Source organism: Sphingopyxis sp. Soil_C_28 (assembly GCF_057657055.1).
Map to the genome: position 1 here is coordinate 1,674,058 of NZ_JBDGJE010000001.1, position 21,073 is coordinate 1,695,130.

Annotated in this window: 23 protein-coding genes; 12 read left to right on the forward strand and 11 right to left on the reverse strand. The window is 63.8% G+C overall.

All coding sequences use genetic code 11. The annotated features are described in order from the left end of the window. The first annotated feature begins 9 nt into the window (after positions 1–9). Positions 10–507: a nuclear transport factor 2 family protein gene (locus tag AC3A43_RS07965; RefSeq protein WP_487791971.1), complete on the forward strand. Its 498-nt coding sequence runs from the start codon at positions 10–12 to the stop codon at positions 505–507. Next, a complete protein-coding gene (locus AC3A43_RS07970; RefSeq protein ID WP_487791972.1) occupies positions 504–1,214 on the forward strand; it encodes a glutathione S-transferase N-terminal domain-containing protein in 711 nt (236 codons plus the stop codon). The genes AC3A43_RS07965 and AC3A43_RS07970 overlap by 4 nt, the downstream gene beginning before the upstream one ends. On the opposite strand, the gene AC3A43_RS07975 is transcribed toward AC3A43_RS07970, so the two are convergent. Further along, positions 1,211–1,978, reverse strand: a complete 768-nt coding sequence (locus AC3A43_RS07975; RefSeq protein WP_487791973.1) for an SDR family NAD(P)-dependent oxidoreductase — start codon at positions 1,976–1,978, stop codon at positions 1,211–1,213. The two genes, AC3A43_RS07970 and AC3A43_RS07975, sit on opposite strands and share 4 nt — an antisense overlap. A 108-nt stretch (positions 1,979–2,086) precedes the next feature. Between AC3A43_RS07975 and AC3A43_RS07980 the strand changes: the two genes are divergently transcribed. The 7 genes from AC3A43_RS07980 to AC3A43_RS08010 are packed head-to-tail and all read left to right on the forward strand — an operon-like array spanning position 2,087 to position 7,515. After that, positions 2,087–3,382, forward strand: a complete 1,296-nt coding sequence (locus AC3A43_RS07980) for a spinster family MFS transporter (RefSeq protein WP_487791974.1) — start codon at positions 2,087–2,089, stop codon at positions 3,380–3,382. Continuing rightward, complete coding sequence (locus AC3A43_RS07985; protein ID WP_487791975.1) at positions 3,379–4,266, forward strand: SDR family NAD(P)-dependent oxidoreductase; 888 nt, start codon at positions 3,379–3,381, stop codon at positions 4,264–4,266. The genes AC3A43_RS07980 and AC3A43_RS07985 overlap by 4 nt, the downstream gene beginning before the upstream one ends. Positions 4,267–4,276: 10 nt before the next feature. Continuing rightward, positions 4,277–4,672, forward strand: a complete 396-nt coding sequence (locus tag AC3A43_RS07990; protein ID WP_487791976.1) for a nuclear transport factor 2 family protein — start codon at positions 4,277–4,279, stop codon at positions 4,670–4,672. A gap of 10 nt (positions 4,673–4,682) precedes the next feature. Continuing rightward, positions 4,683–5,330, forward strand: a complete 648-nt coding sequence (locus tag AC3A43_RS07995; protein ID WP_487791977.1) for a carboxymuconolactone decarboxylase family protein — start codon at positions 4,683–4,685, stop codon at positions 5,328–5,330. Then, complete coding sequence (locus AC3A43_RS08000) at positions 5,327–6,241, forward strand: SMP-30/gluconolactonase/LRE family protein (protein ID WP_487791978.1); 915 nt, start codon at positions 5,327–5,329, stop codon at positions 6,239–6,241. Before AC3A43_RS07995 ends, AC3A43_RS08000 begins: the two co-directional genes overlap by 4 nt. 47 nt (positions 6,242–6,288) lie before the next feature. Beyond that, entirely contained in the window at positions 6,289–6,906 is a 618-nt protein-coding gene (locus tag AC3A43_RS08005; RefSeq protein ID WP_487791979.1) for a glutathione S-transferase family protein, read from the forward strand. Positions 6,907–6,924: 18 nt separating this feature from the next. Continuing rightward, entirely contained in the window at positions 6,925–7,515 is a 591-nt protein-coding gene (locus AC3A43_RS08010) for a VOC family protein (protein ID WP_487791980.1), read from the forward strand. 58 nt (positions 7,516–7,573) lie between these two features. Here the strand turns inward: AC3A43_RS08010 and AC3A43_RS08015 are convergent, their stop codons facing one another. After that, entirely contained in the window at positions 7,574–9,139 is a 1,566-nt protein-coding gene (locus tag AC3A43_RS08015; protein WP_487791981.1) for a long-chain-fatty-acid--CoA ligase, read from the reverse strand. An 80-nt stretch (positions 9,140–9,219) separates the two neighbouring features. On the opposite strand from AC3A43_RS08015, the gene AC3A43_RS08020 reads away from it, so the two are divergent. Then, the gene (locus AC3A43_RS08020; protein WP_487791982.1) at positions 9,220–10,278 is read left to right on the forward strand and encodes a 5-methyltetrahydropteroyltriglutamate--homocysteine methyltransferase; all 1,059 of its coding nucleotides are present in this window, start codon (positions 9,220–9,222) and stop codon (positions 10,276–10,278) included. Positions 10,279–10,363: 85 nt separating this feature from the next. On the opposite strand, the gene AC3A43_RS08025 is transcribed toward AC3A43_RS08020, so the two are convergent. From AC3A43_RS08025 to AC3A43_RS08050, 6 genes are read right to left on the reverse strand one after another with little or no spacing between them, the layout of a single operon-like run. After that, entirely contained in the window at positions 10,364–11,056 is a 693-nt protein-coding gene (locus tag AC3A43_RS08025) for an alpha/beta fold hydrolase (RefSeq protein WP_487791983.1), read from the reverse strand. Further along, a complete protein-coding gene (locus AC3A43_RS08030; RefSeq protein WP_487791984.1) occupies positions 11,056–11,976 on the reverse strand; it encodes an NAD(P)-dependent oxidoreductase in 921 nt (306 codons plus the stop codon). Before AC3A43_RS08030 ends, AC3A43_RS08025 begins: the two co-directional genes overlap by 1 nt. Beyond that, positions 11,973–13,271, reverse strand: a complete 1,299-nt coding sequence (gene eno / locus AC3A43_RS08035; RefSeq protein ID WP_487791985.1) for a phosphopyruvate hydratase — start codon at positions 13,269–13,271, stop codon at positions 11,973–11,975. The genes AC3A43_RS08030 and eno overlap by 4 nt, the downstream gene beginning before the upstream one ends. Continuing rightward, positions 13,268–14,248, reverse strand: coding sequence for a phosphotransferase family protein (locus AC3A43_RS08040; RefSeq protein WP_487791986.1), 981 nt, complete (start codon positions 14,246–14,248; stop codon positions 13,268–13,270). The genes eno and AC3A43_RS08040 overlap by 4 nt, the downstream gene beginning before the upstream one ends. A 1-nt stretch (position 14,249) precedes the next feature. After that, entirely contained in the window at positions 14,250–15,380 is a 1,131-nt protein-coding gene (locus AC3A43_RS08045; protein ID WP_487791987.1) for an alpha/beta hydrolase, read from the reverse strand. Positions 15,381–15,403: 23 nt separating this feature from the next. Then, positions 15,404–17,038, reverse strand: coding sequence for a long-chain-fatty-acid--CoA ligase (locus AC3A43_RS08050; RefSeq protein WP_487791988.1), 1,635 nt, complete (start codon positions 17,036–17,038; stop codon positions 15,404–15,406). A gap of 147 nt (positions 17,039–17,185) precedes the next feature. Here AC3A43_RS08050 and AC3A43_RS08055 point away from each other — a divergent pair, with 147 nt between their 5' ends. Continuing rightward, a complete protein-coding gene (locus AC3A43_RS08055; RefSeq protein WP_487791989.1) occupies positions 17,186–17,644 on the forward strand; it encodes a MarR family winged helix-turn-helix transcriptional regulator in 459 nt (152 codons plus the stop codon). On the opposite strand, the gene AC3A43_RS08060 is transcribed toward AC3A43_RS08055, so the two are convergent. Both AC3A43_RS08060 and AC3A43_RS08065 read right to left on the reverse strand, forming a co-directional pair. After that, positions 17,641–18,216, reverse strand: a complete 576-nt coding sequence (locus AC3A43_RS08060) for an NADPH-dependent FMN reductase (RefSeq protein ID WP_487791990.1) — start codon at positions 18,214–18,216, stop codon at positions 17,641–17,643. The genes AC3A43_RS08055 and AC3A43_RS08060 overlap by 4 nt on opposite strands. A gap of 66 nt (positions 18,217–18,282) precedes the next feature. Then, positions 18,283–18,789 carry a MarR family winged helix-turn-helix transcriptional regulator gene (locus tag AC3A43_RS08065; protein WP_487791991.1) on the reverse strand — a complete coding sequence of 169 codons (507 nt, stop codon included), beginning with the start codon at positions 18,787–18,789 and terminating at the stop codon, positions 18,283–18,285. Positions 18,790–18,979: 190 nt separating this feature from the next. On the opposite strand from AC3A43_RS08065, the gene leuD reads away from it, so the two are divergent. Next, on the forward strand, positions 18,980–19,564 hold the full coding sequence (leuD, locus tag AC3A43_RS08070) for a 3-isopropylmalate dehydratase small subunit (RefSeq protein ID WP_487791992.1): 585 nt from the start codon (positions 18,980–18,982) through the stop codon (positions 19,562–19,564). Here leuD and leuC read toward each other — a convergent pair. Beyond that, positions 19,561–20,973: a 3-isopropylmalate dehydratase large subunit gene (gene leuC, locus AC3A43_RS08075; protein ID WP_487791993.1), complete on the reverse strand. Its 1,413-nt coding sequence runs from the start codon at positions 20,971–20,973 to the stop codon at positions 19,561–19,563. The genes leuD and leuC overlap by 4 nt on opposite strands. Positions 20,974–21,073: the final 100 nt, after the last annotated feature.

The window sequence follows — 21,073 nt, forward strand, 5'->3', positions numbered from 1 at the left end:
TCGAATTCGATGTCCCAGGGATCGGCCGCCGTCGACGCTTTCCTCCAGAGGGAAGCGGCGGCGGCGGTCGTGACCTGTTATGCGTCCGCGCTCGATGCGCGCGACTGGGCGGCGTATCGCGCCCTCTTCGCCGAAGAGATCGATATCGATTATGGTGAGATCGGTTCGCTCGTTGCGAAGGTGCCGGCGGATGAGTGGACGAACCGCTGCAAAGCGCTCGAAGGCTTCGATGCTACGGCGCACCAACTGCATAATATCGCCGTGACCCTCGATGGCGACCGCGCGACGGTGACCAGCATCGTCGATGCCGTCCATGTGGTCGCCGTCGATGACCGCGCCATCGTCGGCGACCTCATCGGCCGTTACACGCACCGGCTCGTCCAGCAGAATGGGTGGAAGATCAACGGGGTCACGCTGAACGTGGTTGGCTATCCCGCCGGAAAAGAGATCTTCGACACCGCCTTCGCCGCAGCCCGCATCAATTTTGCCGAAAGAAATTCGCGATGATCGACGTTTATTTCACGCCCACGCCGAATGGTCACAAGGTGTCGATCATGCTCGAGGAGGTCGGGCTGCCTCATCAGTTGCTGGCGATGAACATGCTGGAAGGGGATCATCTGACCCCCGAATATCGCCGCATCAACCCTAATGGCCGCCTGCCTGCGATCGTCGACCATGATCCAATCGGCGGCGGCGCGCCGCTGCCCATATTCGAGTCCGGCGCAATACTGCTCTATCTCGCCGAAAAGAGCGGCCAGCTGCTCCCTGAAAGCCCGCGCCGCCGCAGCCAGGCCCAGCAATGGCTGATGTGGCAGATGGCAAGCTTTGGCCCGATGCAGGGACAGGCGCATCACTTCATCCGTTACGCGCCCGAGGGGCAAAGCTATCCGATCGAGCGTTATCGCAACGAGACTTTGCGCCTGCTCCACGTGCTCAACGGTCGGCTGAGCGAAGCCGAATATCTGGCCGAGGAATATAGCATCGCCGACATCGCTGCATGGCCGTGGACGCGCGCGATCCGCGCGATCGGAATGACGCTCGACGATTATCCCGCGGTCGCCGACTGGTTCGCAAGGATCGGCGAGCGGCCCGCGGTCATCGCGGGCACCGACGTCAAAAATGCCGCAAACCTGTCGAGCGCGCGGCCGGTGCTGACCGAGGAGCAATGGTCGAACCTGTTCGGCAGGAATATGCTGGAAGCGCCAACGCGTTAGACCGTGTCGGCGTGGCCCCACTGATATTCGACCTTGCCGTCCAGCCGCCGCACCGCGACCCAATCGCCGCCCGCGAGGCTGTCGTCCTTGATCAGCATCGCGACGCCGCCCGCGATATCCTCGGGCACGCACGCCTCGTTGTTCGCCAGCACGGTCTTCATCCATTCGGACTTGCCGCCCGCGCCCGTGGTATCGAGGATCGGTGTGTCGACCAGCCCCGGCAGCATGCCCGCAACGCGGACATTGCATTCGTCCTTCAGCGGCGCGCAGCAACGCGTGAACATCATCACCGCCGCCTTGGTCGTTGCATACATCGCGTCATAGAAACCCGTGCCCAGCGCGACCGTCGACACGGTGTTGATAATCACCCCGCCGCCGCGCTTTTTCATCGCCTGCACGGCAATCTGCGTCGCCGCGACCAGCGAGGTTATGTTGACGTCGATGATCCAGCGGATGCGCGCGGCATCGACGTCGGGAAATTGCGGCAGGCCCGACACCACACCCGCGTTGTTGTGCAGGATATCGACGTCGCCATGCGCACGGAACCAGGCTTCGGTCGCGGGAATGTCCGACAGGTCGAGCCGGTGAACACTCGCCCGCGCACCTGCGGCCTCGACCAGCCGCGCCGTCTCGGCAAGCCCTGTCTCGTTGACATCGACGAGGGCAATCTCTGCCGCACCGCGGCTCGCCAGCATCACCGCGGTCGCGCGGCCAATGCCGCCGGCCGAGCCCGTGACAATGGCGCTTTTGCCGTTGATATCCATCTCTTCTCTCCCATCGATTTCGCCGTTACCGTAAAGCACGTTGACAGATAAACTTAAATACCTAAGTATTTTTTGGGCGAGAAGACTCGTACATATCTGGGGAGAGTTATGACAGACGCCACCGCCCTCAATGGAGGCGCCGCCGCGTCCGACAGCGGCCTTGCGCTGCGTCGCAACGTCGCGCTCGTGATGCTGTTCGTGGTCGGGACGATCAACTTCGTCGACCGCCAGCTCCTCTCCGTTCTCGTCGAGCCGATCCGCGCCGAAATGGACTTCAGCGACACGCAGTTCGGGCTGCTGACCGGTCTCGCCTTCGCGCTCTTCTATGCCGCGATGGGGGTGCCCGTCGCGATGGTCGCCGACCGCTGGAACCGCATCAAGCTGATCGGCATCGCATGCGTCGTGTGGAGCGGCTTTACCGCGGCATGCGGCTTTGCTTCGAATTTCTGGCAGCTCGCGCTGATGCGCTTCGGCGTCGGCGCGGGCGAAGCCGGCGGCACCGCGCCCTCGTTGTCGGTGATCGCCGATTATTATCCGCCGGCGCAGCGTCCGCTCGCAATCGGCATCTTCACGCTCAACGGCCCTTTCGGCGTGTTTGTCGGTGCCGCGTTCGGCGCATGGGCGGCCGCGAATATCGGCTGGCGCAACGCGTTTGTCGTCATCGGCATTGTCGGCATATTGGTCGCGCCGCTGCTGATCTGGCTGGTGCGCGAGCCGGCGCGCGGCCAGATGGATTTGCACAAGCCCGCCGACGAAGCCGTGCCCTTCAGCCAGAGCCTCGCGATGTTCATCCGCCGCCCGTCGCTCCGCATGGTGATGATCGGCAGCGGGCTCGCCGCCTTCGTCAGCTATGGCATGCTTAACTGGATCCCCGCCTTCCTGATGCGCACGCAAAAGATGCCGCTTGAGGCGATGGCGACCTGGTTCGCACCCGCCGCGGGCATCACCTTTGGCATCGGTATCCTGGGCGGCGGCTGGCTGGTCAGCCACCGCGCGAAAACGTCGGCGCGCGCCTATGGCACGATCCCGGCGCTCGCGACTGCGGTGCTGATCCCGACCTTTATCGCCGCTCTACTCGTCGATACCTGGCAGCTTTCGCTCGCGCTGATGCTGATCCCGATGGCGGCGTGCACCGCCTATGTCGCCCCTGCCCTCGCGCTGGTGCAGAATCTCACCCCCCCGCGCTCGCGCGCGACCGCAGCCGCGGTCCTGATGCTGATGTTCAACATCGTCGGCCTCGGCCTCGGCCCGCTGTTCGCCGGGGTCGTCAGTGACTCGCTGAAAGACGCGCACGGCGTCGACAGCCTGCGGTGGGCGCTGATGGCGCTGATGCCGTTCGCGGCGGCCGCGGGCATCGCGCAGTACCGGATGACGCGCCATCTCGAAAAGGATTTCGCCGAATGACCGACGTTGCGGGCAAGACCGCTTTCATCACCGGTGGCGCGAGCGGGCTTGGCTTTGCAACCGCCCGCGCGCTCGCTGCCAAAGGTGCATCGGTAATTCTCGCTGATATCGATGCCGATCGCGGCGAGGAAGCTGCCGCAACCTTGCGCAGCAAAGGCGCGAACGCACTCGGCCTCCAGCTCGACGTCACCAGCGAGGATAGCTGGGCAGAAGCAGGCGCCAAGGCGCGCGAATTCGGCCCCGTGCGCGTCCTGTTCAGCAACGCCGGGGTCGGCGGCGGATCGGGGCCCTTCGAGCAATATGACACCGACGTCTGGCGCTGGAACTATGCGGTCAACGCGCACGCGCATCTCTACGCTTGCCGCACCTTCCTCGGCGATATGAAGGCGAGCGGCGAAGCGAGCCACCTTGTCATTACCTCATCGATGGTCGCCATCGTCCCACCGCCAATCTCGGTCGCTTATATAAGCTCCAAATATGCGACGCTGGGTATCGCAATGGCGCTGCGTAATGAACTGGCGGGAACCTGCGTCGATATTTCGGTACTGATGCCCGGCATGTCTGCAACGCGGATCGTCGAGACCACGCGCGACCTCCGCCCCGCCCAAGTCGAGGTCGGCAACGCCGCGGCGACAAGCCAGGCGATGCAGGGTGTGCTCGCAGGCGGCATGTCGCCCGACAAGATCGGCGCGCGCGTTGTGCAAGCGATCGAAGCCGGCGAATACTGGATTTTCACCCACCCCGAATGGAAGGCGATGGCCGAACTGGTGACGAAGGATATGCTGTCGTCCTTCGGTCCCTCGGCCGATCCAGCATATAAGGGCGACGACATCGACGGACTGATCGCCGCGAATGGCGGCCGCATGTTCGGCGCGAAGGCTTAAGGAGAGCATCATGGCAGAGCAGGACGACATCCGCGCAATGGCCCAGCGCTTTTTCGATGCGATCGAGGCGGGCGACATCGAGACGATGCAAAGCAGCTTCACCCCCGACGCCGAGATCTGGCACAACACCGATGAATTGATCGTCACCCCGGCGCAAACCGCGCAGACGCTGACCGGCATGGTCGCACGGATCAAGGACCGCGAATATGCCGACCGCCAGCTGACCACCTTCCCCGGCGGTTTCGTCCAGCAGCATGTCCTGAAGGGCAAGCGCGTCCATGATGATGGCGAGGTCCGCCTGCCCTGCGCGATCATCTGCAAGGTCGAGGGCGGCAAGATCACGCGCCTCGACGAATATTTCGACAGCGCGCATGTTGCCGAATTCCGCAAATTTGCGAACGCCTGAGGAGTTAGTCATGCCCGTTCTGCGCCAGGTTCCCCGATCCGAAGTCACCGACGAGACCGTCACCGCTTATTACAACCGCCTGTTTGGCGACCGCGATCCGGTCGCAGAACCCGGCACCGCGACGGGCACGCCCGGCGACTGGTGGACGGTCTTCGCGCTCGCGCCCGACATCTTCAAGCACGCGGTCGACGGCTTCGCGGTCTATCGCCACCCGGCGCGCAAGATCGATCCGGTGCTGCGCGAGCTCGGCCAGACGCGTGCCGGCTGGGTCAAGGGCAGCCAGTTTGTTTTCTCGCAGCATTGCAAGTCGCTGCGCGGTCTTGGCGTCAGCGAAGAGAAGATCGCGGGTATCGCCTATTGGCAGGTTGCGGACTGCTACAATGAGCAGGAGCGCACCGTGCTGGCCTATGCCGATTGCCTTGCGCAGGCGAGCGGACGCGTGCCGCTCGAGGTGTTCGACAAGCTCAAGACCTTCTGGAACGACGAGCAGATTTTCGAATTCACCTACATCACTTGTCTTTATGACATGCACGCGGTGATCACCCGCGCGCTGCGCATGGAATATGATGCGCGCGAGGATCCTATCGTCGAGGTTGCGGCACCCGAAGGCTTCAGCGCCGCCGACTTCCTCAGCGCCCCGCGCCCCGCCAGCGGATGATGAATTATGGCCCGCCCGAGATCGTCGCGACCGGCCTTCGCTTTCCCGAAGGCCCGGTGCCGATGCCCGACGGATCGGTGCTGCTGGTAGAGATCGCGCGCGGAACGCTGACGCGCGTTGCGCCCGACGGCAGCCTGTCGGTAATCGCTGAACTCGGCGGCGGGCCGAACGGACTCGCAATCGGTCCCGACGGCGCCGCCTATGTCTGTAACAATGGCGGTTTCGAATGGATCGAAGCGGGCAGCCTGCTGTTCCCCGGCCACGCCGCACATGCCGAGGCGTGCGGGTCGATCCAGCGCGTCGACCTGTCAACGGGGGCAGTCACCACACTCTACGACAGCTTTGAGGGCGAAAGGCTCAAAGGGCCGAACGATATCGTGTTCGACGCAAACGGGAGCTTCTGGTTCACCGATCATGGCCAGGTTCGCGACACCGGCCGTGACCATGGCGCCGTCTATTATGCCGCCGCCGATGGATCGAATATCAGCCGCCAACGTCCCGACATGATGGGGCCGAACGGCGTGGGTCTTTCACCCGACGGCAAGACGCTCTACGTCAGCGAGACGATGACCGCGCGCGTCTGGGCGATGGATATCGTCGTACCCGGCAAACTGGCACCGCCCCCGCCCTGGGCACCCGGGCGTTTCGTCGGCACCCCGCCTGCCTTTCGCCTGCTCGACAGCATGGCAATCGAGGAAAGCGGGCGCATCTGCGTCGGCACGATGGTCGAGGGCGGAATCACGATCTTCGATCCCGACGGCGGGGCGTCTGAGTTCCTGTCGCTGCCTGACGTCGGGATCACCAACATCGCCTTCGGCGGCACCGACCGGCGCGAGGCCTATATCACCGCTTCGACAACGGGGACGCTTTACCGCGTGCGATGGCCGCGCCCCGGATTAATCGTCAACTAAGTTGACGATTAATCCGGGTGATGATAAAAGGATGGGGAGAGGATAAAATGAAATTCTATAACAGCGTCGGCCCGAACCCGCGCGTCGTGAAGCTTTTCATGGCCGAAAAGGGTATCGAGATCCCCGAGGTCAGCGTCGACCTGCGCGGCGGCGAGAACCGGCGCGCGCCCTATAACGTCGATGTGAACCCGACCGGGCAGACGCCCGCACTCGAGCTCGATGACGGCAGCTTCCTCTGCGAAGTCACAGCGATTTGCGAATATCTCGACGAGTGTTTCCCCGGGACGACGCTGATCGGCTCGACTCCCGAGGAACGCGCAACGACACGCATGTGGACGCGGCGCGTCGACCTCAAAATTTGCGAGCCGCTCACCAACGGTTTCCGCTTTGCCGAGGGCCTGTCGCTGTTCGAACCGCGGCTGCGCTGCCTGCCCGAAGCGGCCGACGGACTGAAGGCAACCGCGCAGGACGGAATCAAATGGCTCGACGCGCAGATCGCTGGGCGCGAGTTTATCGCGGGCGACGCATTCAGCCTCGCGGACATCATGCTGTTCGCCTTCCTCGATTTCGGCGCGTCGGTCGGTCAGCCGATCGACCCTGCCTTCACCAATATCGTGCGCTGGTACGAGCGGATGAAAAGCCGCCCCAGCGTCAATACAAACTGAACCACAAGGAGATGGATCATGGCTGCGAATAGCGAGTTCGAATTCTGCGGGGTCAACCACCTCGCGCTGGTGTGCAAGGATATGGCGAAAACGGTCGAATTTTATCGCGACACGCTCGGCATGCCGCTGACCAAGACGATCGACCTGCCGGGCGGGCGCGGCCAGCATTTCTTTTTCGATATCGGTAATGGCGACAGCCTCGCCTTCTTCTGGTTTCCCGAAGCGCCCGAAGCGGTGCCCGGCATCTCGGCCCCCGCCGCGCTACCGACGCAGGGAAGCTTTGTTTCGGCGCACGGATCGATGAACCACATCGCGATCAACGTGCGTGCCGACAAGTTCGACGATTATTACAACCGGCTGGTCGAGAAGGGCATCAACGTCAGCAAGGTGCTGAACCACGACGACAGCCCGATGCAATCGACCGACGAGTTACATCCCGGCGTCTTCGTGCGCTCGGTCTATTTCTTCGATCCCGACGGCGTCTGCCTCGAATTCGCCGCATGGACGAAGGAATTCGACGAAAGCGACGTCGCGCACGATCCGGTACAGGCCGACGGCACGAAGCGCGAAGGCCTCATCACGGGCCGGACGCCGGTGCCCGCCGAATAGATATTCCCAAGGTACCACTGGGAACTCCTCCTGAACCCGGCTTTTGCCGGGTTCTTTTTTAGCCCACTGCCCGATCGCGGCCTTCCCAGTAAGGCGCGCGCAATTCACGGCGCAGCACCTTGCCCGACGGATTGCGTGGCAGCGCTTCGATGAATTCCACACTCTTCGGGATCTTGTACGCCGCGATCCGTTCGCGCGCCCATGCGACGATATCGGCGGGATCGACCACCGCCCCCGCCACGGGCACGATCAGGGCCTTGACGCTTTCACCCCACTTATCGTCGGGCACACCGATCACCGCGACATCGGCGACGCCAGGACAGCCCATGATCGCACTCTCGACCTCCGCCGGATAGACATTCTCGCCCCCCGACACGATCATGTCCTTGATCCGGTCGTGGACGAAATAGAATCCGTCAACGTCGCGATAGCCGACGTCACCGGTGTGGAGCCAGCCACCCGCGAGGGTTTCTTCGGTCGCCTTCGCGCGGTTCCAATACTCCTTCATCACGATGCCGCCGCGGATCGCGATTTCCCCGATCTCTCCCTCGCCAAGTTCCCGGCCTTCGCCGTCGAGGATCGCCATCGCTGCGCCGGGCCACGGCTTGCCGCACGACGTCAGCTTGCCCGGCAGGTCATGTGCACTCGGCGAGAGATAGGAACCACCGCCGGCAGATTCGGTCATGCCATAGAATTGTACGAAGTCGCAGCCGAACGTCGCACGCGCGCGGCGCAACACATCCTCGGCGATCGGCGACGCCCCATAAGCGATCGATTTGAGCTGCGGATAGGCGCCGGTATTCGCATCGGGCTGGAGCAGCATCATCTGGATCATCGCGGGCGCCAGGAAGGCGTGTGCGACATCCTCTTCACGCATCATGCGGACCGCGTCGGCGGCGGTAAAATCCTTGACCAGCACGAGACGCCCGCCCTGCGCCAATCCCGAAAAGCTGACATTGGTGCCCGCGACATGGAACAGCGGCATGACGATCATCACCGTTTCGTCTTCGCCATAGGCAAAGCCATCGACCTCGGTCGCGGCTTCGAGGAAGGTGCGGTAATTGGCGTTGGTCAGCACGACGCCCTTTGGCAGGCCCGTGGTGCCACTGGTATAGAGCTGGAGCACGTCGTCGGTGAGTTGGGGAGGGTCGGCCAGCGCGGTGTCGGACGCTTCGCCGACCCACGCGTCGAACGGCTCAAACGCCGGATGTTCGCCATAGAGCGCGATCAGACGCGGCGGCGATGCAAGGCCCGCCACCGTCGCAAGCGCACATTCGAAAAAATCTTCGCCGACAAAGAGCAGTTTCGGCCCGGCGTCGCCAAGAATGAAGCCGATCTCGGCGGGCGCAAGGCGGCAGTTGATCGGCGCGAAACAGGTTCGCGCGCGGGCAGCGCCGAAGAACAGCGGATACCAGCTGTCGTGATTCTTGGTCAGCGCCGAGACGCGGTCGCCGGGCGCGATGCCGGCTGCAACCAATGCGTGCGCGACGCGGTTCGACCGGGCATCGAGCTCCGCAAAGCTCGTCTCGCGCGTCCCGAATTTCACTGCGGTCGCCTGTCCCCGCACACGCGCCTGTGCTGCCGGTATATCCGCCAGCGTCCGGATGGCCTCCAGATCGATCATTTCGCTCTCCCAATCGTCGTTTCGACTTGAATTAGATAGAATACTAAGCAAATGCTTGGCCAGATAAAAATTCGAGAGGAATGGCCTTGTTCGACCACCCCATCCTGCCGACAACAATCGTCGGAAGCTACCCCCAGCCTGACTGGCTGATCGACCGCGAGCGGCTGAAGGCCAGCCTGCCCCCGCGCGTCCGCGCCGAGACGCTGTGGCGCATCCCCGAACCCTGGCTCGCCGACGCGCAAGAGGCCGCGACCTTGATGGCAATCCGCGATCAGGAAGAGATCGGAATCGACATCGTCGGCGACGGCGAGATGCGCCGCGAAAGCTATTCGAACCGCCTCGCGACCGCACTGTCGGGGATCGACAGCGAGAAGCACGGCACCGCGATCGACCGCACCGGCAACGCCAATCCGGTGCCGCTCGTCTCGGGCCCGATCCGCCGTGTTGCGCCGATCGAGGCGCAGGATGCGGCCTTCCTGCGCCGCCATTCGACCAAGCCGGTGAAGCTCACCCTGCCCGGCCCGTTTACGATGACGCAGCAAGCCGAAAACGGCTTTTATCCCGACGCGCGGTCGCTCGCGATGGACTATGCCGACGCGGTCAATGCCGAGGTCAAGGATCTGTTCGCGGCGGGCGTCGATGTCGTCCAGCTCGACGAACCTTATCTCCAGGCGCGCGCCGCCGAGGCGAACAACTATGCGATCGAGGCGCTCAACCGCGCCCTTGACGGCGTCGACGGGACGACCGCGCTCCACATCTGCTTTGGTTATGCGATGGTGCACCATGGCGCGGGCGCGACCGGACCGAAGCCCAAGGCCTACGACTTCCTCGCCGAGCTTGAGGCATCGGCGATCGACGTGATCTCGATCGAGGCGGCCCAGCCGGGGCTCGACCCCGCGATCCTTGCCGAACTGCCGACCAAGACGATCATGTACGGCGTGCTCGACCTGTCGATTCCGGAGGTCGAAACCCCCGAGATCGTGGCGGGCCGCATCCGCGACGCGCTACGATATGTCGATGCCGAACGGCTGTGGATCGCACCCGACTGCGGGATGAAATATCACAGCCGCCCGCATTCGCAGGCGAAGCTGAAGGCGATGGTCGATGGCACGGCGATCGTAAGGGCGGAGTTGAAGTAAACCAGACCTCGTCATTCCCGCGAAAGCGGGACCCCAGTTGCAACCTTAGCTCGCTGGGTTCCCGCTTTCGCGGAAATGACGATATTTATTGATCGATGAACGCGGTCAACAGCGGCACCACCACCTCGGGCGCCTCGACCGTCGGCAAATGACCCGCGCCCGCAATCACCTCAATCCGTGCCCCCGGGATCGCGTCAGCAATCTCGTCGTGATGCGCGCGGCTGGTGATGCCGTCCTTCTCGCCCCACGCCAGCAACGTCGGCACCGCGATCTCGCCGAGCCGCGGGCGGCTATCAATGCGCGCCATGATCGCGCGCTGCTGCGCGAGAAAGGTCTCGGCGCCAGTATCCGCCGCCATTTTCCGTGCGATGCCGAGCAGGCGTTCGTCTTCCCGTTTCTCTTCGGGAAACAAGATCGGAATACGCTCCTCGACGACTTGATCGAACTGCCCGTTTTCGACGAGGTCGATATAGCCCTGCCGCCGTGTGGTCTGTGCCGGGCCATCGGCCGATGCGAGCGTCGAGATCAGCACCAGCTTTGCGACCCGCTCGGGCGCGCGGCGCATCACCTCGAACGCGATGAAACCGCCCATCGCATGTCCGACCAGCACGAACTTCGGCGGCGCAAAGTCGAGCAGACGCTGTGCAAAACCCTCGATCGTGTCATCGCTTCGGTTATCAGCGACGATCACTTCGCGATCCGTCCACGCATCAATGAGCGGCCGCCACACGGCATCGGTCAAAAGCTGACCTGTTATCAAAACAATGGGAAGCGACATTAGAACACCTGATGAAGAAGGGATTTGCCCGCCGCGAGCCGGTGGCAGTTTTCATGTGCGACCGTCAGGCTGCGCACGAGCGTTTCGGGCGTCAGCCAGGCGATATGCGGCGCGAGCACCGCGTTCGGAAGGCCGAGGAGCGGATTGCCGCGCGGCAGCGGCTCCTCGGCAAACACGTCCAGCCCGGCGCCGCGTAGATGACCCGAGGTCAGTGCCTCGACGAGGCGCGCCTGATCGACCAGTTCGCCGCGCGCGGTGTTAACCAGCACCGCCCCCTTCTTCATCGCGAACGGATCGATGCTCGCGCGCGTCTCGTCGGTGAGCGGAATGTGTAGCGAAATGATATCGGCTTCGGCGATCAAGTCATTGAATGGGCGATATTCATATGGGCCATCGCGGCGGTTGCGCGCGGTGTAGATCACCTTCGCGCCGAGCGCCGCCAGCACCGGCGAGAGCCGCTGCGCCGAATTGCCGAAACCGACGAGACCGACGGTGCGGCCGCCGATCTCCCCCACGCTGTCGAGTTCGGACGGATCGGCGGTCCACCCTTCCCCGCCGCGCGTCCGCGCGTCGAAGAAGCAGGTACGGCGGAGCACCGCCATCATCAGCGACAGCGCCATTTCGGCAACCGCCTGGCTGTTCGTTCCCGGCATGTTGCACACCGCGACGCCATGGTCGCGGGCGACATCGAGCGCTATGGTATTCACCCCGACGCCGAGCTTCTGGATCAGCTTCAATTTCGGCGCCGAGGCGATGAAATTGCCCGTGACCGGCGTCAGCACATGGAGCAGCGCGGTGATCTCGCCCGCAACCGCGTCGAGGGGTGCCGCTTCATCGACATGGACGACAACGCCCGCGCCGAAGATCGCATCGACAGCCTGACGGAACCCGGGGCTCGGGCGGGCATGGAGCACGATCATGCGTGAACCGCCCCAATCGATCCGGCAAAGGCGGAGAAGCCCGCGAACACGGCATCACTGCCCATGGCGCCTTCAATCCGCAGCATTTCGTTCCATTTCGCCATGCGTTCCGACCGCGTGAAGCTGCCGACCTTCAATTGCCCCGCATTCCAGCCGGTCGCGAGGTGCGCGATCGTTACATCCTCGCTCTCACCCGAGCGCGCCGAAACGATCGCGCCCCAGCCGCGCGCGACCGCCGCATCGAGCGCAGCCTTTGCCTCAGTGACGGTGCCAACCTGATTGACCTTGATCAGCGCTGCGTTGCACGCCGCCGCGTCGGCCGCGCGCTCGACACGCGCGGCATTGGTGACGAGCACGTCGTCGCCGATGATCTGCACATGCTCGCCGACCGCGGCGGTCACGGCTGCCATCGTCGTCCAGTCGTCCTGCCCCGCCGGGTCCTCAACCGAGAGGATAGGATAGGCTTTCGTCCATTCGATGATGCGCGTCGCCATCTCCGCGCCAGACAGCCGCCGGTCGTCGAGCGCGAGGTCATAGCCGTCGGAATCGCCCAGCTCGTTCGCCGCGATGTCGAGCGAGATGAACACCTCCTCGCCCGCGCGATGCCCGCTCGCCTCGATCGCCTTCGTCAGCGTGTCGAGCGCGTCCTCGTTCGACGCGAAGTTCGGCCACCAGCCGCCTTCGTCGGCGACGCCGGTGAGCGGGCCCTTGGCTTCCATCAGCCGGCCCGCGGCGCGATAGACATCGTCGGTGATTTCGAGCGAACGGCGGAAGCTGCCCGCCCTGGGGCACATGATCATGAAATCCTGCACATCGGTGCGCCGCCCCGCATGCGCCCCGCCGCCGAAAATCTGTATTTCAGGCAAAGGGATGCGGACCTTTTTTCCATCGGCGAGATAGCGCCACAGAGGCTCGCGCGCGTGCGCCGCGGCGGCATGCAGCACCGCCATCGACACCGCGACGACGGCGTTGGCTCCAAGCCGCGCCTTGTTTGCCGTCCCGTCGAGCATGCATAGCGCCGCATCGACCGCCGCCTGATCGCGCGCATCCATGCCGGTCAGCGCGGGGGCGATATCGGCACCGATCCCGGCGACCGCGCGATTGACGCCGAAACCGCCAAACGCTGCCCCGCCATCGCGCAGATCGATCGCCTCATGCGCGCCGCGCGAGGCGCCGGCGGGCGCAATCGCGCGCCCGATCGCGCCCGATTCCAGTACCACCTCGGCCTCTACGGTGGGCCGCCCGCGCGAATCCCAGACCTGTCGGCCGGTGACGGAGGCGATACGCGAAGTCATGCAAATGTCCTTTTCCAGTTGGTGACGAGCGCGTCGAGAGGTGCCGGCGCAAGGATCAGCGCCCGCGCCTGTTCGCGCACGATATGCTTGTGCTCGGGGTCGGTGAGATAGGGCGCGGGCGACTTGCCCTCGACGCGTGCGAGCAACAACGCCGCGGTCAGCTTGCCCGCCCGAAACAGCAGTCGGTCGGGGTCTTCCCAGTCAATCCCGGCGCGATATGTCGCGACGAGCGCCCCGGCCGCGTCATTCAACTGCGCATGGCCCAACCACACTGCCTTCAGAAGCAGATGCGTCGTGCAGAACGCGAGGTCGAACGCCGGATCGCCATAAACGGCGCATTCGGCGTCCAGGAACACCGGCCCATCGGCGCTCACCAGGATGTTCTTGGGGCTGACATCGCCGTGGACGAGCGCAATCTTGCGCGACGAAAGATCGTCGGCGAGCGCGCGGAGCAGCGGCGCCAACTTCGCGTCATGGTCGGCAACATGGAGCAGAAAGGGATCGACGCGCAGCGCCCGGAACATGTCGTCGTTCGGAAAGGCGTCGCGGTCGGCATCGTTGTTTGCGGTCGCCGCGTGCACTGCGGCGATCCCCCGTCCCACCTTTGCCGCGAAATCGGGGTCGACCCGGCCCGCCGTCAATTCATCTTTCCACACCGGACATCCGGGCAGGAAGCGCATTGCGAAGGCAAAACCCGTCGGCAATTCCGCCAGCACCTCGGGCGCGATCCGCGCATCGACCTCGCGCGCGCGTTTCAGCCACCGCACTTCGCTCTGCCCACGCTCGACCGGCGCCAGCCATTCGGCCGCGACGCGGAGCTGCGGCAACGGCCGCTTGACAACGATGGGGCCGGTCGGCGTCTCGACCTTCCACACGTCGCAAGACACGCCGCCGGTCAGCGGCTCCAGGACGACATCGCCCTGCCCCGCCAGCCCGGCAGCTCGAAGTTCTTCCACGATTTCGGCGTCGGCCGTCACCTCAGAGCTTCTCCCGTATCCACGCACCGACAAGATCGGCGGCATTTTGTCGCTCGGCAATCGAATCTTCGAAATAATGCGCGCCGGCGATCAGTTCGATCTTCTTGTCGGTCGAGCCGAGGAAATCAAAAATCTTGCGCGCATCGCTCGGGAATACGCCGGTATCGGCCAGCCCCTGCACGACCAGTGCGGGGGTGTCATGTTTGGCGAGATGCGGCTGCCCCTGGCACGGCGAAGTTTCGAGGCTCCACATGTTGAGCCACGTCTTGATCGTGTTCGCACGTCCGATGCTGGGGGTACGGTTCGCGATCGCGGGGTCGCCGCGATAGCACCAGTTCGGCTTGCGGTCCGACGGGTCGATCGCCGGATCGACGCAGCGGATATCACCCCAGCAACGGAACATCGGAAAGATGCGATCGGGGATGCCGGCGTCGTTGAGCCGCTTGAGTTCGGCCTTTGCCCAGTCGGTGATGCGCTGGTTTCGTGAGCGTTGCGCCGCACGATAACGCGCGATGAATTCATCCGAATAAGGCGGGCCATTGTCGGGGTTGAACGGGTCGAGTGCGGGATCGGTCAGGGTCGGATCATTCTCGTCGATCACCGACGCGTCCATCCAGTCGGTCAATACCTCGGGCCGTCCCTGATGCGCGTTGAAGCTGATATAGAGGTCACCTTTGATCAGCTGCGCCAACGCATCCTGACCCACGGCGGGCAGCCGGTCGGTCAGCGTCGGCGCGATGGCCTCGGCCTGATAGGCACCCATCAGCGATCCGCCGCCCGAATTGCCCAGGATTACGATCTGTTCGACCCCGGCCTCTTCCTTCAGCCACTTCATCCCGACGCCGATGTCGAGCACCGCATGTTCGAGCAGGAACTGATCCTCGACCCCGCGATAGCGCGTGTTCCAGCCGAGGAAACCAAAGCCCTGCCGCGCGAAATAGGGCGCTATATAATGTTCGGAAAAATCGACATTATAATGGGTCGCGATGATCGCGACCTTCGGGCGCGTGCCGCTTTGCGTCCAATAAATGCCCTGGCATGGATGTCCACCCGCCTGAATACGCGGCGCGGTCGGCGACACACGCCCGATAAATTGCACGTCCAGCCCGTCGATCCCGTTCGGGTCCATCATCGTCTCTCCTGTTTCGATTATGATTAGCGGGTGACCTCGAAGGGCAGCGTGTAGCCTTCCAGCCCCGCGCGGATCGCCTTCTTGTCGATCTTGCCGGTTGGCCCGAGCGGGATTTCGTCGACGAACAATATATCGTCGGGCATCCACCAGCGCGCGATCTTGCCGTCGAGATACGCCTTGAGATCATCGGCACATGCGTCGGCGCCAACCTTCAACTGGCACAGCAGGATCGGGCGCTCGTCCCACTTCGGATGCGCAACGCCGACGACTGCGGCATTGGCGACGGCGTCATGCCCCATTGCGATATTCTCGATCTCGATCGAACTGATCCACTCGCCGCCCGATTTCACGACATCCTTGGCGCGGTCGGTGATCTGCATATAGCCTTCGGCATCGATCGTGCTGACGTCGCCGGTGTCGAAGAAGCCTTCGTCGTCGAGCACGTCGCCGCCCTCGCCGCCATAATAGGCGCCCGCGATCGTCGGCCCCTTGACCATCAACCGGCCCGGCGTCTTGCCGTCATGCGGCAGGCGTTTACCGGCATCATCGACGAGTTTCATGTCCAATCCGCAAAGCAGCCGTCCCTGTTTGAGCTTGTACGCCATCTGCGCGTCGTCGGTCTTTGCCGCGACCGCGGCATTGGGCACCGACACGGTGCCGAGCGGCGAGGTTTCGGTCATCCCCCAACCTTGGATGACATCGACACCATAATCGTCGCGGAAGGTGCGGATGATCGACTCGGGACATGCCGACCCGCCGATCGTCACGCGCTCCAGCGTCGTGAAGAATTTTCCATTTTCCTGCATATATTGCAGCAACATCTGCCACACTGTTGGCACGGCGGCCGAATAGGTCACGCCCTCCTGCTCGATCAGATTATAGATCGATTCGCCGTCCATCCGCTGCCCCGGCAGCACAAGTTTCGCGCCGACGGCGGGCGCCGAATAGACAACGCCCCATGCATTGGCGTGATACATCGGCACGACGAGCAGCACCGTGTCGCGCGCCGACAGTGCCAGCGCATCGCGCTGCAAGGTCATCAGCGCGTGGATGTAATTCGAGCGGTGCGAATAGAGCACGCCCTTGGGGTTACCCGTCGTGCCGCTGGTATAGCAAAGCCCGCACGCCGCATTCTCGTCAAACCCGCCCCAGACATATTCGGTCGGCTGTCCCGCGATCCAGTCGTCGAAGCTGGTCGCGGCAAAGCTGGTTTCGGGCATCGACCCGGCATTACAAAAGAAGATCACCTTTTCGATCGACGGCACCTGCGGCAGCAATTCCCCGACCAGATCGGCGGTCGCGGGATCGGCAATCAGCAGCCGGTCCCCGGCGTGGTTCGCGATATAGGCGATCTGTTCGAGAAACAGCCGCGGATTCAATGTGTGGAGCACCGCGCCCATCCCTGCCGCGCCGTACCAGGCCGCGAGATGGCGCGCGCTGTTCCAGCCCATCGTCGCGACACGATCGCCGGGCCCGATCCCTTCGGCGGCGAGGGCGTTCGACACGCGCTTCGCATCGGCATGAACGTCGGCATAGGTCGAACGGGCGATACGCCCCTCGGCATCGCGCGACACGATTTCGCGCGTGCCGTGCCAGTTTGCCGCATGGTCGAGAATCCGGTCGACCGTCAGTGGCACATTCTGCATCAACCCGTCCATGCGGCCCTCTCCCGGTTATCGTTATAATAGATAGTATACTAAGTATTTTATCTTTGCAACGTCGCTCTGCCTTGCTTCGCCCGCGTCGCTCTTCTAGCGTGACGGCGTCGGCACTCCGCCGGTAACAGGGGCCTATCGCAGCGTCATATGCGCACAAACCAGCTCATCATCGCCCTTTTCCAACGCTTCTGCTGGCTTGACGAAGGGCTGCAGGCACGGCTTCACGATCATGGCTGGCCCGACGTCAATCGCCCGCAATCGATGGTGATGACCAATATCGTCAGCGGCATCGTGCGCCCGTCGGACATCGCCCGCAACCTGGGGCTATCGCGGCAGGCAATACACAGCACGATCAACCAGATGGTCAAGCTCGGGATCGTACAACTCGAGGTCGATCCCGATGATCGCCGTCATATGATCGTGTCGCTGACCGATCTGGGCGGACGCATGCGCAAGGACGCACAGCGGTCGATGGATGCACTCACCGCGCAGATCGCCGCAATGCTGGGGCAGGACAAGTTCGACGCGCTGCTCGCGGCGCTCGAGGCGGACTGGGGCGATAATATCGAACGGGCGGCGCCCAAGCAGCGGCGCCGAGGCGCCTAAACGGCGAGCGCCTTCGCAACCGCAATCAACCGACCGGCGGTCATGTCGACGAGCGAGGCGGGCAACGCCGCGTTCAAGCTGCCGTCCTCGGCGAAAGCCGTATGCGCGTTCGGAACCACCACCTGCTCGGGGATCACGAGCATCTGGATCGTCGACAAGATCTGGCGCAGGTGCATCAGCCCGCGCAGCCCGCCGAACGGGCTGATCGACGCCGACATGATCGCAGCCGCCTTGCCGCGATAAGCGGTCAGCGCGACGGGCCCCTCGTCACCGGTAGGCCGCGATGCCCAATCGATCGCGTTCTTGAGCAGCGGCGACAGCGAGCCATTATATTCGGGCGACACGAACAACAGCCCGGTCTGTGCGGCAAAGATCGCCTTGAGCTTCAGCGCGTCGGGTGGAAAATCATTCGCCTCAAGCGCCGCCGAATAGAGCGGCAGTTCGAACGCAGCGAGGTCGACGCGCGTCACGCTTGCGCCCTGCGATTCGAGACTCGTCGCGGCGAGTTCGCCCAATGCGCGGTTGAAAGATCCCTCGCGGATACTGCCCACGATAACGGCGATGCTGGTCATTTTCCCTCCCGGACAATATGGTTAGCATACTAACCTATTGCCCGGCCTATGGTCAACGGCAAGCGATCAGGCTTTGATTTCCGAAAGAACCGCCAGTTTGCGCGTTTCATCGGCCAGGTTGTCGATCACGCGGCGCATCAATCCCTGAAGCACTTCGACTTCCTCGTCGGTCATGCCCTTGGTCGCGATCTCGTGAATCTCGGCGTTCATCGGCGCCAGGACCAGTTCGAGCTTCTTGGCATGCGGGGTCAGGTGGATGAAGGTCTTGCGCCGGTCGTCGGCGGTTTTCTTGCGCGTGATCAATCCGGCTTTTTCCAGCCCCTTCAGCGCGACCACCGTGGTCGGCTCACGCATCCCGACGCGCTCGCTCAATTCGCGTTGTGTGATGCCATCCTCGCGCCACAATTGGCGCAGGAAACGCCACTGGCCCGCCGACACGTCGTGCGTCAGCGTACGGCGTTCGAGCAACCGCGAAAAGGAGCGGAAGACGACGCGCGCCAGATAGCCGATGCTGTTTTCAGGATCGGTATAATATTCGGCTGGATGCCGGTAATCCTGTGTTTTCCTGGCCAAAACGCTGCTCCCCTGTCACGGCCCCGACGTCGGACGTCCGCCCGCGCGAGCGCGAACCTTAGGACGCGAAGATTCGCCCGGCAACCTCCTTCGTCGCCGCTTTGCACGGCATAGCACTTCCAACCTCTCGATAAGGTTGGACAAGATCGCAATCTCCATTTACTTAGAATACTAAGCTCATGGAGTTGTCGTGCAGAAATTCACCCGGATCATCGCGGTTGCGGCACCCTTGCCGCTGGCCAATGTCGACACCGACATGATCATCCCCGCGCAATATATGAAATCGCTGACGCGCACGGGCCTCGGTCGGCATCTGTTCCGGGAATTGCGCTTTGCCGGCGACACCAGCGAGCGCGACGATTTCATCCTGAACAGACCCGCCTGCCGCAAGGCACAGATATTGATCGCGGATCGCAACTTCGGCTGCGGATCGTCGCGCGAACATGCGGTGTGGGCGCTCGCAGACTTCGGGATCCGCTGTATCATCGCGCCGAGCTTCGGTGACATATTCTCGGGCAATGCGCGCAAGAACGGCCTGTTGCTGATCCGCTTGCCCGAAGCGCTGTGCGGACGGCTACGCGAAGAGATCGCGCTCGCGCAATATGCGCCGATCGGGATCGACCTCGAGCAACAGCAAATCCGCCTCGCCTCGGGCGAAGCGATTTCGTTCGAGATCGATCCCGGCGACCGTCGCATCCTGATGGAGGGGCTCGACGACATCGGCCGCACGCTGCGCCACGCCGACGAAATCGCGCGGTTCGAAGCGGCGACCTAGCGGAGCATCTCCGGCGACGCGATACAGCCTGCGACCGCGCTCGCCGCCGCGAGCGCGGGGCTCATCAGGTGCGTACGCCCGCCCCGACCCTGCCGATTCTCGAAATTCCGGTTCGAGGTTGCGGCGCAGCGTTCACCGGGCTGCAAGCGATCGGCATTCATCCCGACGCACATCGAACAGCCCGGCTCGCGCCAGTCGAACCCCGCGTCGCGCAGCACCGCGTCGATTCCTTCTTCCTCGGCCTGTTTTTTGACCAGACCCGAACCCGGCACGACCATCGCGCGAACATGCGCGGCAACGCGGCCGCCGCGTACAACATCCGCGACAATGCGCAGGTCTTCTATCCGGCTGTTGGTGCAACTGCCGATGAATATCCGGTCGAGCCGCTGGCCGGCGATCGCCGCCCCCGGCATCAGGTCCATATAGTCGAGTGCACGTTCGGCCATCGCGCGCGCGTCGGCATTCGCCAGCGCGGCCGGGTCGGGAATGCACCCGTCGATCGCCACGACCTGCGACGGATTGGTGCCCCAGCTCACCATCGGTCGAACGTCGCGCGCATCGATGCGTATTTCGCGGTCGAACATCGCGTCCTCGTCACTCGCCAGCGCACACCAGCGCCGCAGCGCCGCATCCCATGCGGCCCCCGTCGGCGTCGCCGGCCGGCCGGCCAGATAGGCAAAAGTCGTCGCATCGGGGGCCACCAATCCCGCCCGCGCGCCCATCTCTATGCTGAGATTGCAAAGCGTCATCCGTGCCTCCATCGACAGCGCGCGGATCGCTTCGCCGGCATATTCGATGACATGCCCACCCGCGCCGTCGACCCCGGTAACGCCGAGCAGGTGCAGCGCGAGATCCTTTGCATGGACGTGCGGCGTGAGCGTCCCCCCGACGATGACGCGCATATTACGCGACCGGCGCTGGCGGATCGTCTGGGTCGCCAGCACATGCTCGACCTCCGACGTTCCGATGCCGAATGCGAGCGCGCCGAACGCGCCATGCGTCGAGGTGTGACTGTCGCCGCAGACGATCGTCATCCCCGGCTGCGACCGCCCCTGTTCGGGACCGACGACATGGACGATGCCGCCGCGCGGATCGCCCATCGGGAAATTTTCGATACCGAAACGCCGCGTGTTGCTGACCAGCGCCTCGAGCTGCGCTCGCGCTTCGACGTCGGCGACACCGGCGGGGCCAGCCGCCTGCCCCGCCGTCGGCACATTATGGTCGGACAAGGCAAGCGCGCGTTCGGGGCGGCGCACCGCACGCCCAGCCGCTGCCAGCCCCGCGAAGGCCTGCGGCGACGTCACCTCATGGAGCAGGTGCAGATCGATATAGAGCAAGGTCTCGCCGTCATCCTCGGCGACAGCGTGCGCGTCCCATATCTTGTCGTAAAGCGTGCGCGGCCGGCTCACAGTTTCCCGATCGTTTCGCGCTTCGGCCCCATATATCCGAAGAGATAAGCTGCGACCTTTCGCATCTGTATTTCTTCGGCGCCCTCGGTGATGCGATATC

Excerpts from the sequence above, each read along its gene's own strand:
- AC3A43_RS07965 (WP_487791971.1), top strand. The coding sequence starts at position 10 with ATGTCCCAGGGATCGGCCGCCGTCGACGCTTTCCTCCAGAGGGAAGCG.
- AC3A43_RS07970 (WP_487791972.1), top strand. The coding sequence starts at position 504 with ATGATCGACGTTTATTTCACGCCCACGCCGAATGGTCACAAGGTGTCG.
- AC3A43_RS07975 (WP_487791973.1), bottom strand. The coding sequence starts at position 1,978 with ATGGATATCAACGGCAAAAGCGCCATTGTCACGGGCTCGGCCGGCGGC.
- AC3A43_RS07980 (WP_487791974.1), top strand. The coding sequence starts at position 2,087 with ATGACAGACGCCACCGCCCTCAATGGAGGCGCCGCCGCGTCCGACAGC.
- AC3A43_RS07985 (WP_487791975.1), top strand. The coding sequence starts at position 3,379 with ATGACCGACGTTGCGGGCAAGACCGCTTTCATCACCGGTGGCGCGAGC.
- AC3A43_RS07990 (WP_487791976.1), top strand. The coding sequence starts at position 4,277 with ATGGCAGAGCAGGACGACATCCGCGCAATGGCCCAGCGCTTTTTCGAT.
- AC3A43_RS07995 (WP_487791977.1), top strand. The coding sequence starts at position 4,683 with ATGCCCGTTCTGCGCCAGGTTCCCCGATCCGAAGTCACCGACGAGACC.
- AC3A43_RS08000 (WP_487791978.1), top strand. The coding sequence starts at position 5,327 with ATGATGAATTATGGCCCGCCCGAGATCGTCGCGACCGGCCTTCGCTTT.
- AC3A43_RS08005 (WP_487791979.1), top strand. The coding sequence starts at position 6,289 with ATGAAATTCTATAACAGCGTCGGCCCGAACCCGCGCGTCGTGAAGCTT.
- AC3A43_RS08010 (WP_487791980.1), top strand. The coding sequence starts at position 6,925 with ATGGCTGCGAATAGCGAGTTCGAATTCTGCGGGGTCAACCACCTCGCG.
- AC3A43_RS08015 (WP_487791981.1), bottom strand. The coding sequence starts at position 9,139 with ATGATCGATCTGGAGGCCATCCGGACGCTGGCGGATATACCGGCAGCA.
- AC3A43_RS08020 (WP_487791982.1), top strand. The coding sequence starts at position 9,220 with ATGGCCTTGTTCGACCACCCCATCCTGCCGACAACAATCGTCGGAAGC.
- AC3A43_RS08025 (WP_487791983.1), bottom strand. The coding sequence starts at position 11,056 with ATGTCGCTTCCCATTGTTTTGATAACAGGTCAGCTTTTGACCGATGCC.
- AC3A43_RS08030 (WP_487791984.1), bottom strand. The coding sequence starts at position 11,976 with ATGATCGTGCTCCATGCCCGCCCGAGCCCCGGGTTCCGTCAGGCTGTC.
- eno (WP_487791985.1), bottom strand. The coding sequence starts at position 13,271 with ATGACTTCGCGTATCGCCTCCGTCACCGGCCGACAGGTCTGGGATTCG.
- AC3A43_RS08045 (WP_487791987.1), bottom strand. The coding sequence starts at position 15,380 with ATGATGGACCCGAACGGGATCGACGGGCTGGACGTGCAATTTATCGGG.
- AC3A43_RS08050 (WP_487791988.1), bottom strand. The coding sequence starts at position 17,038 with ATGGACGGGTTGATGCAGAATGTGCCACTGACGGTCGACCGGATTCTC.
- AC3A43_RS08055 (WP_487791989.1), top strand. The coding sequence starts at position 17,186 with ATGCGCACAAACCAGCTCATCATCGCCCTTTTCCAACGCTTCTGCTGG.
- AC3A43_RS08060 (WP_487791990.1), bottom strand. The coding sequence starts at position 18,216 with ATGACCAGCATCGCCGTTATCGTGGGCAGTATCCGCGAGGGATCTTTC.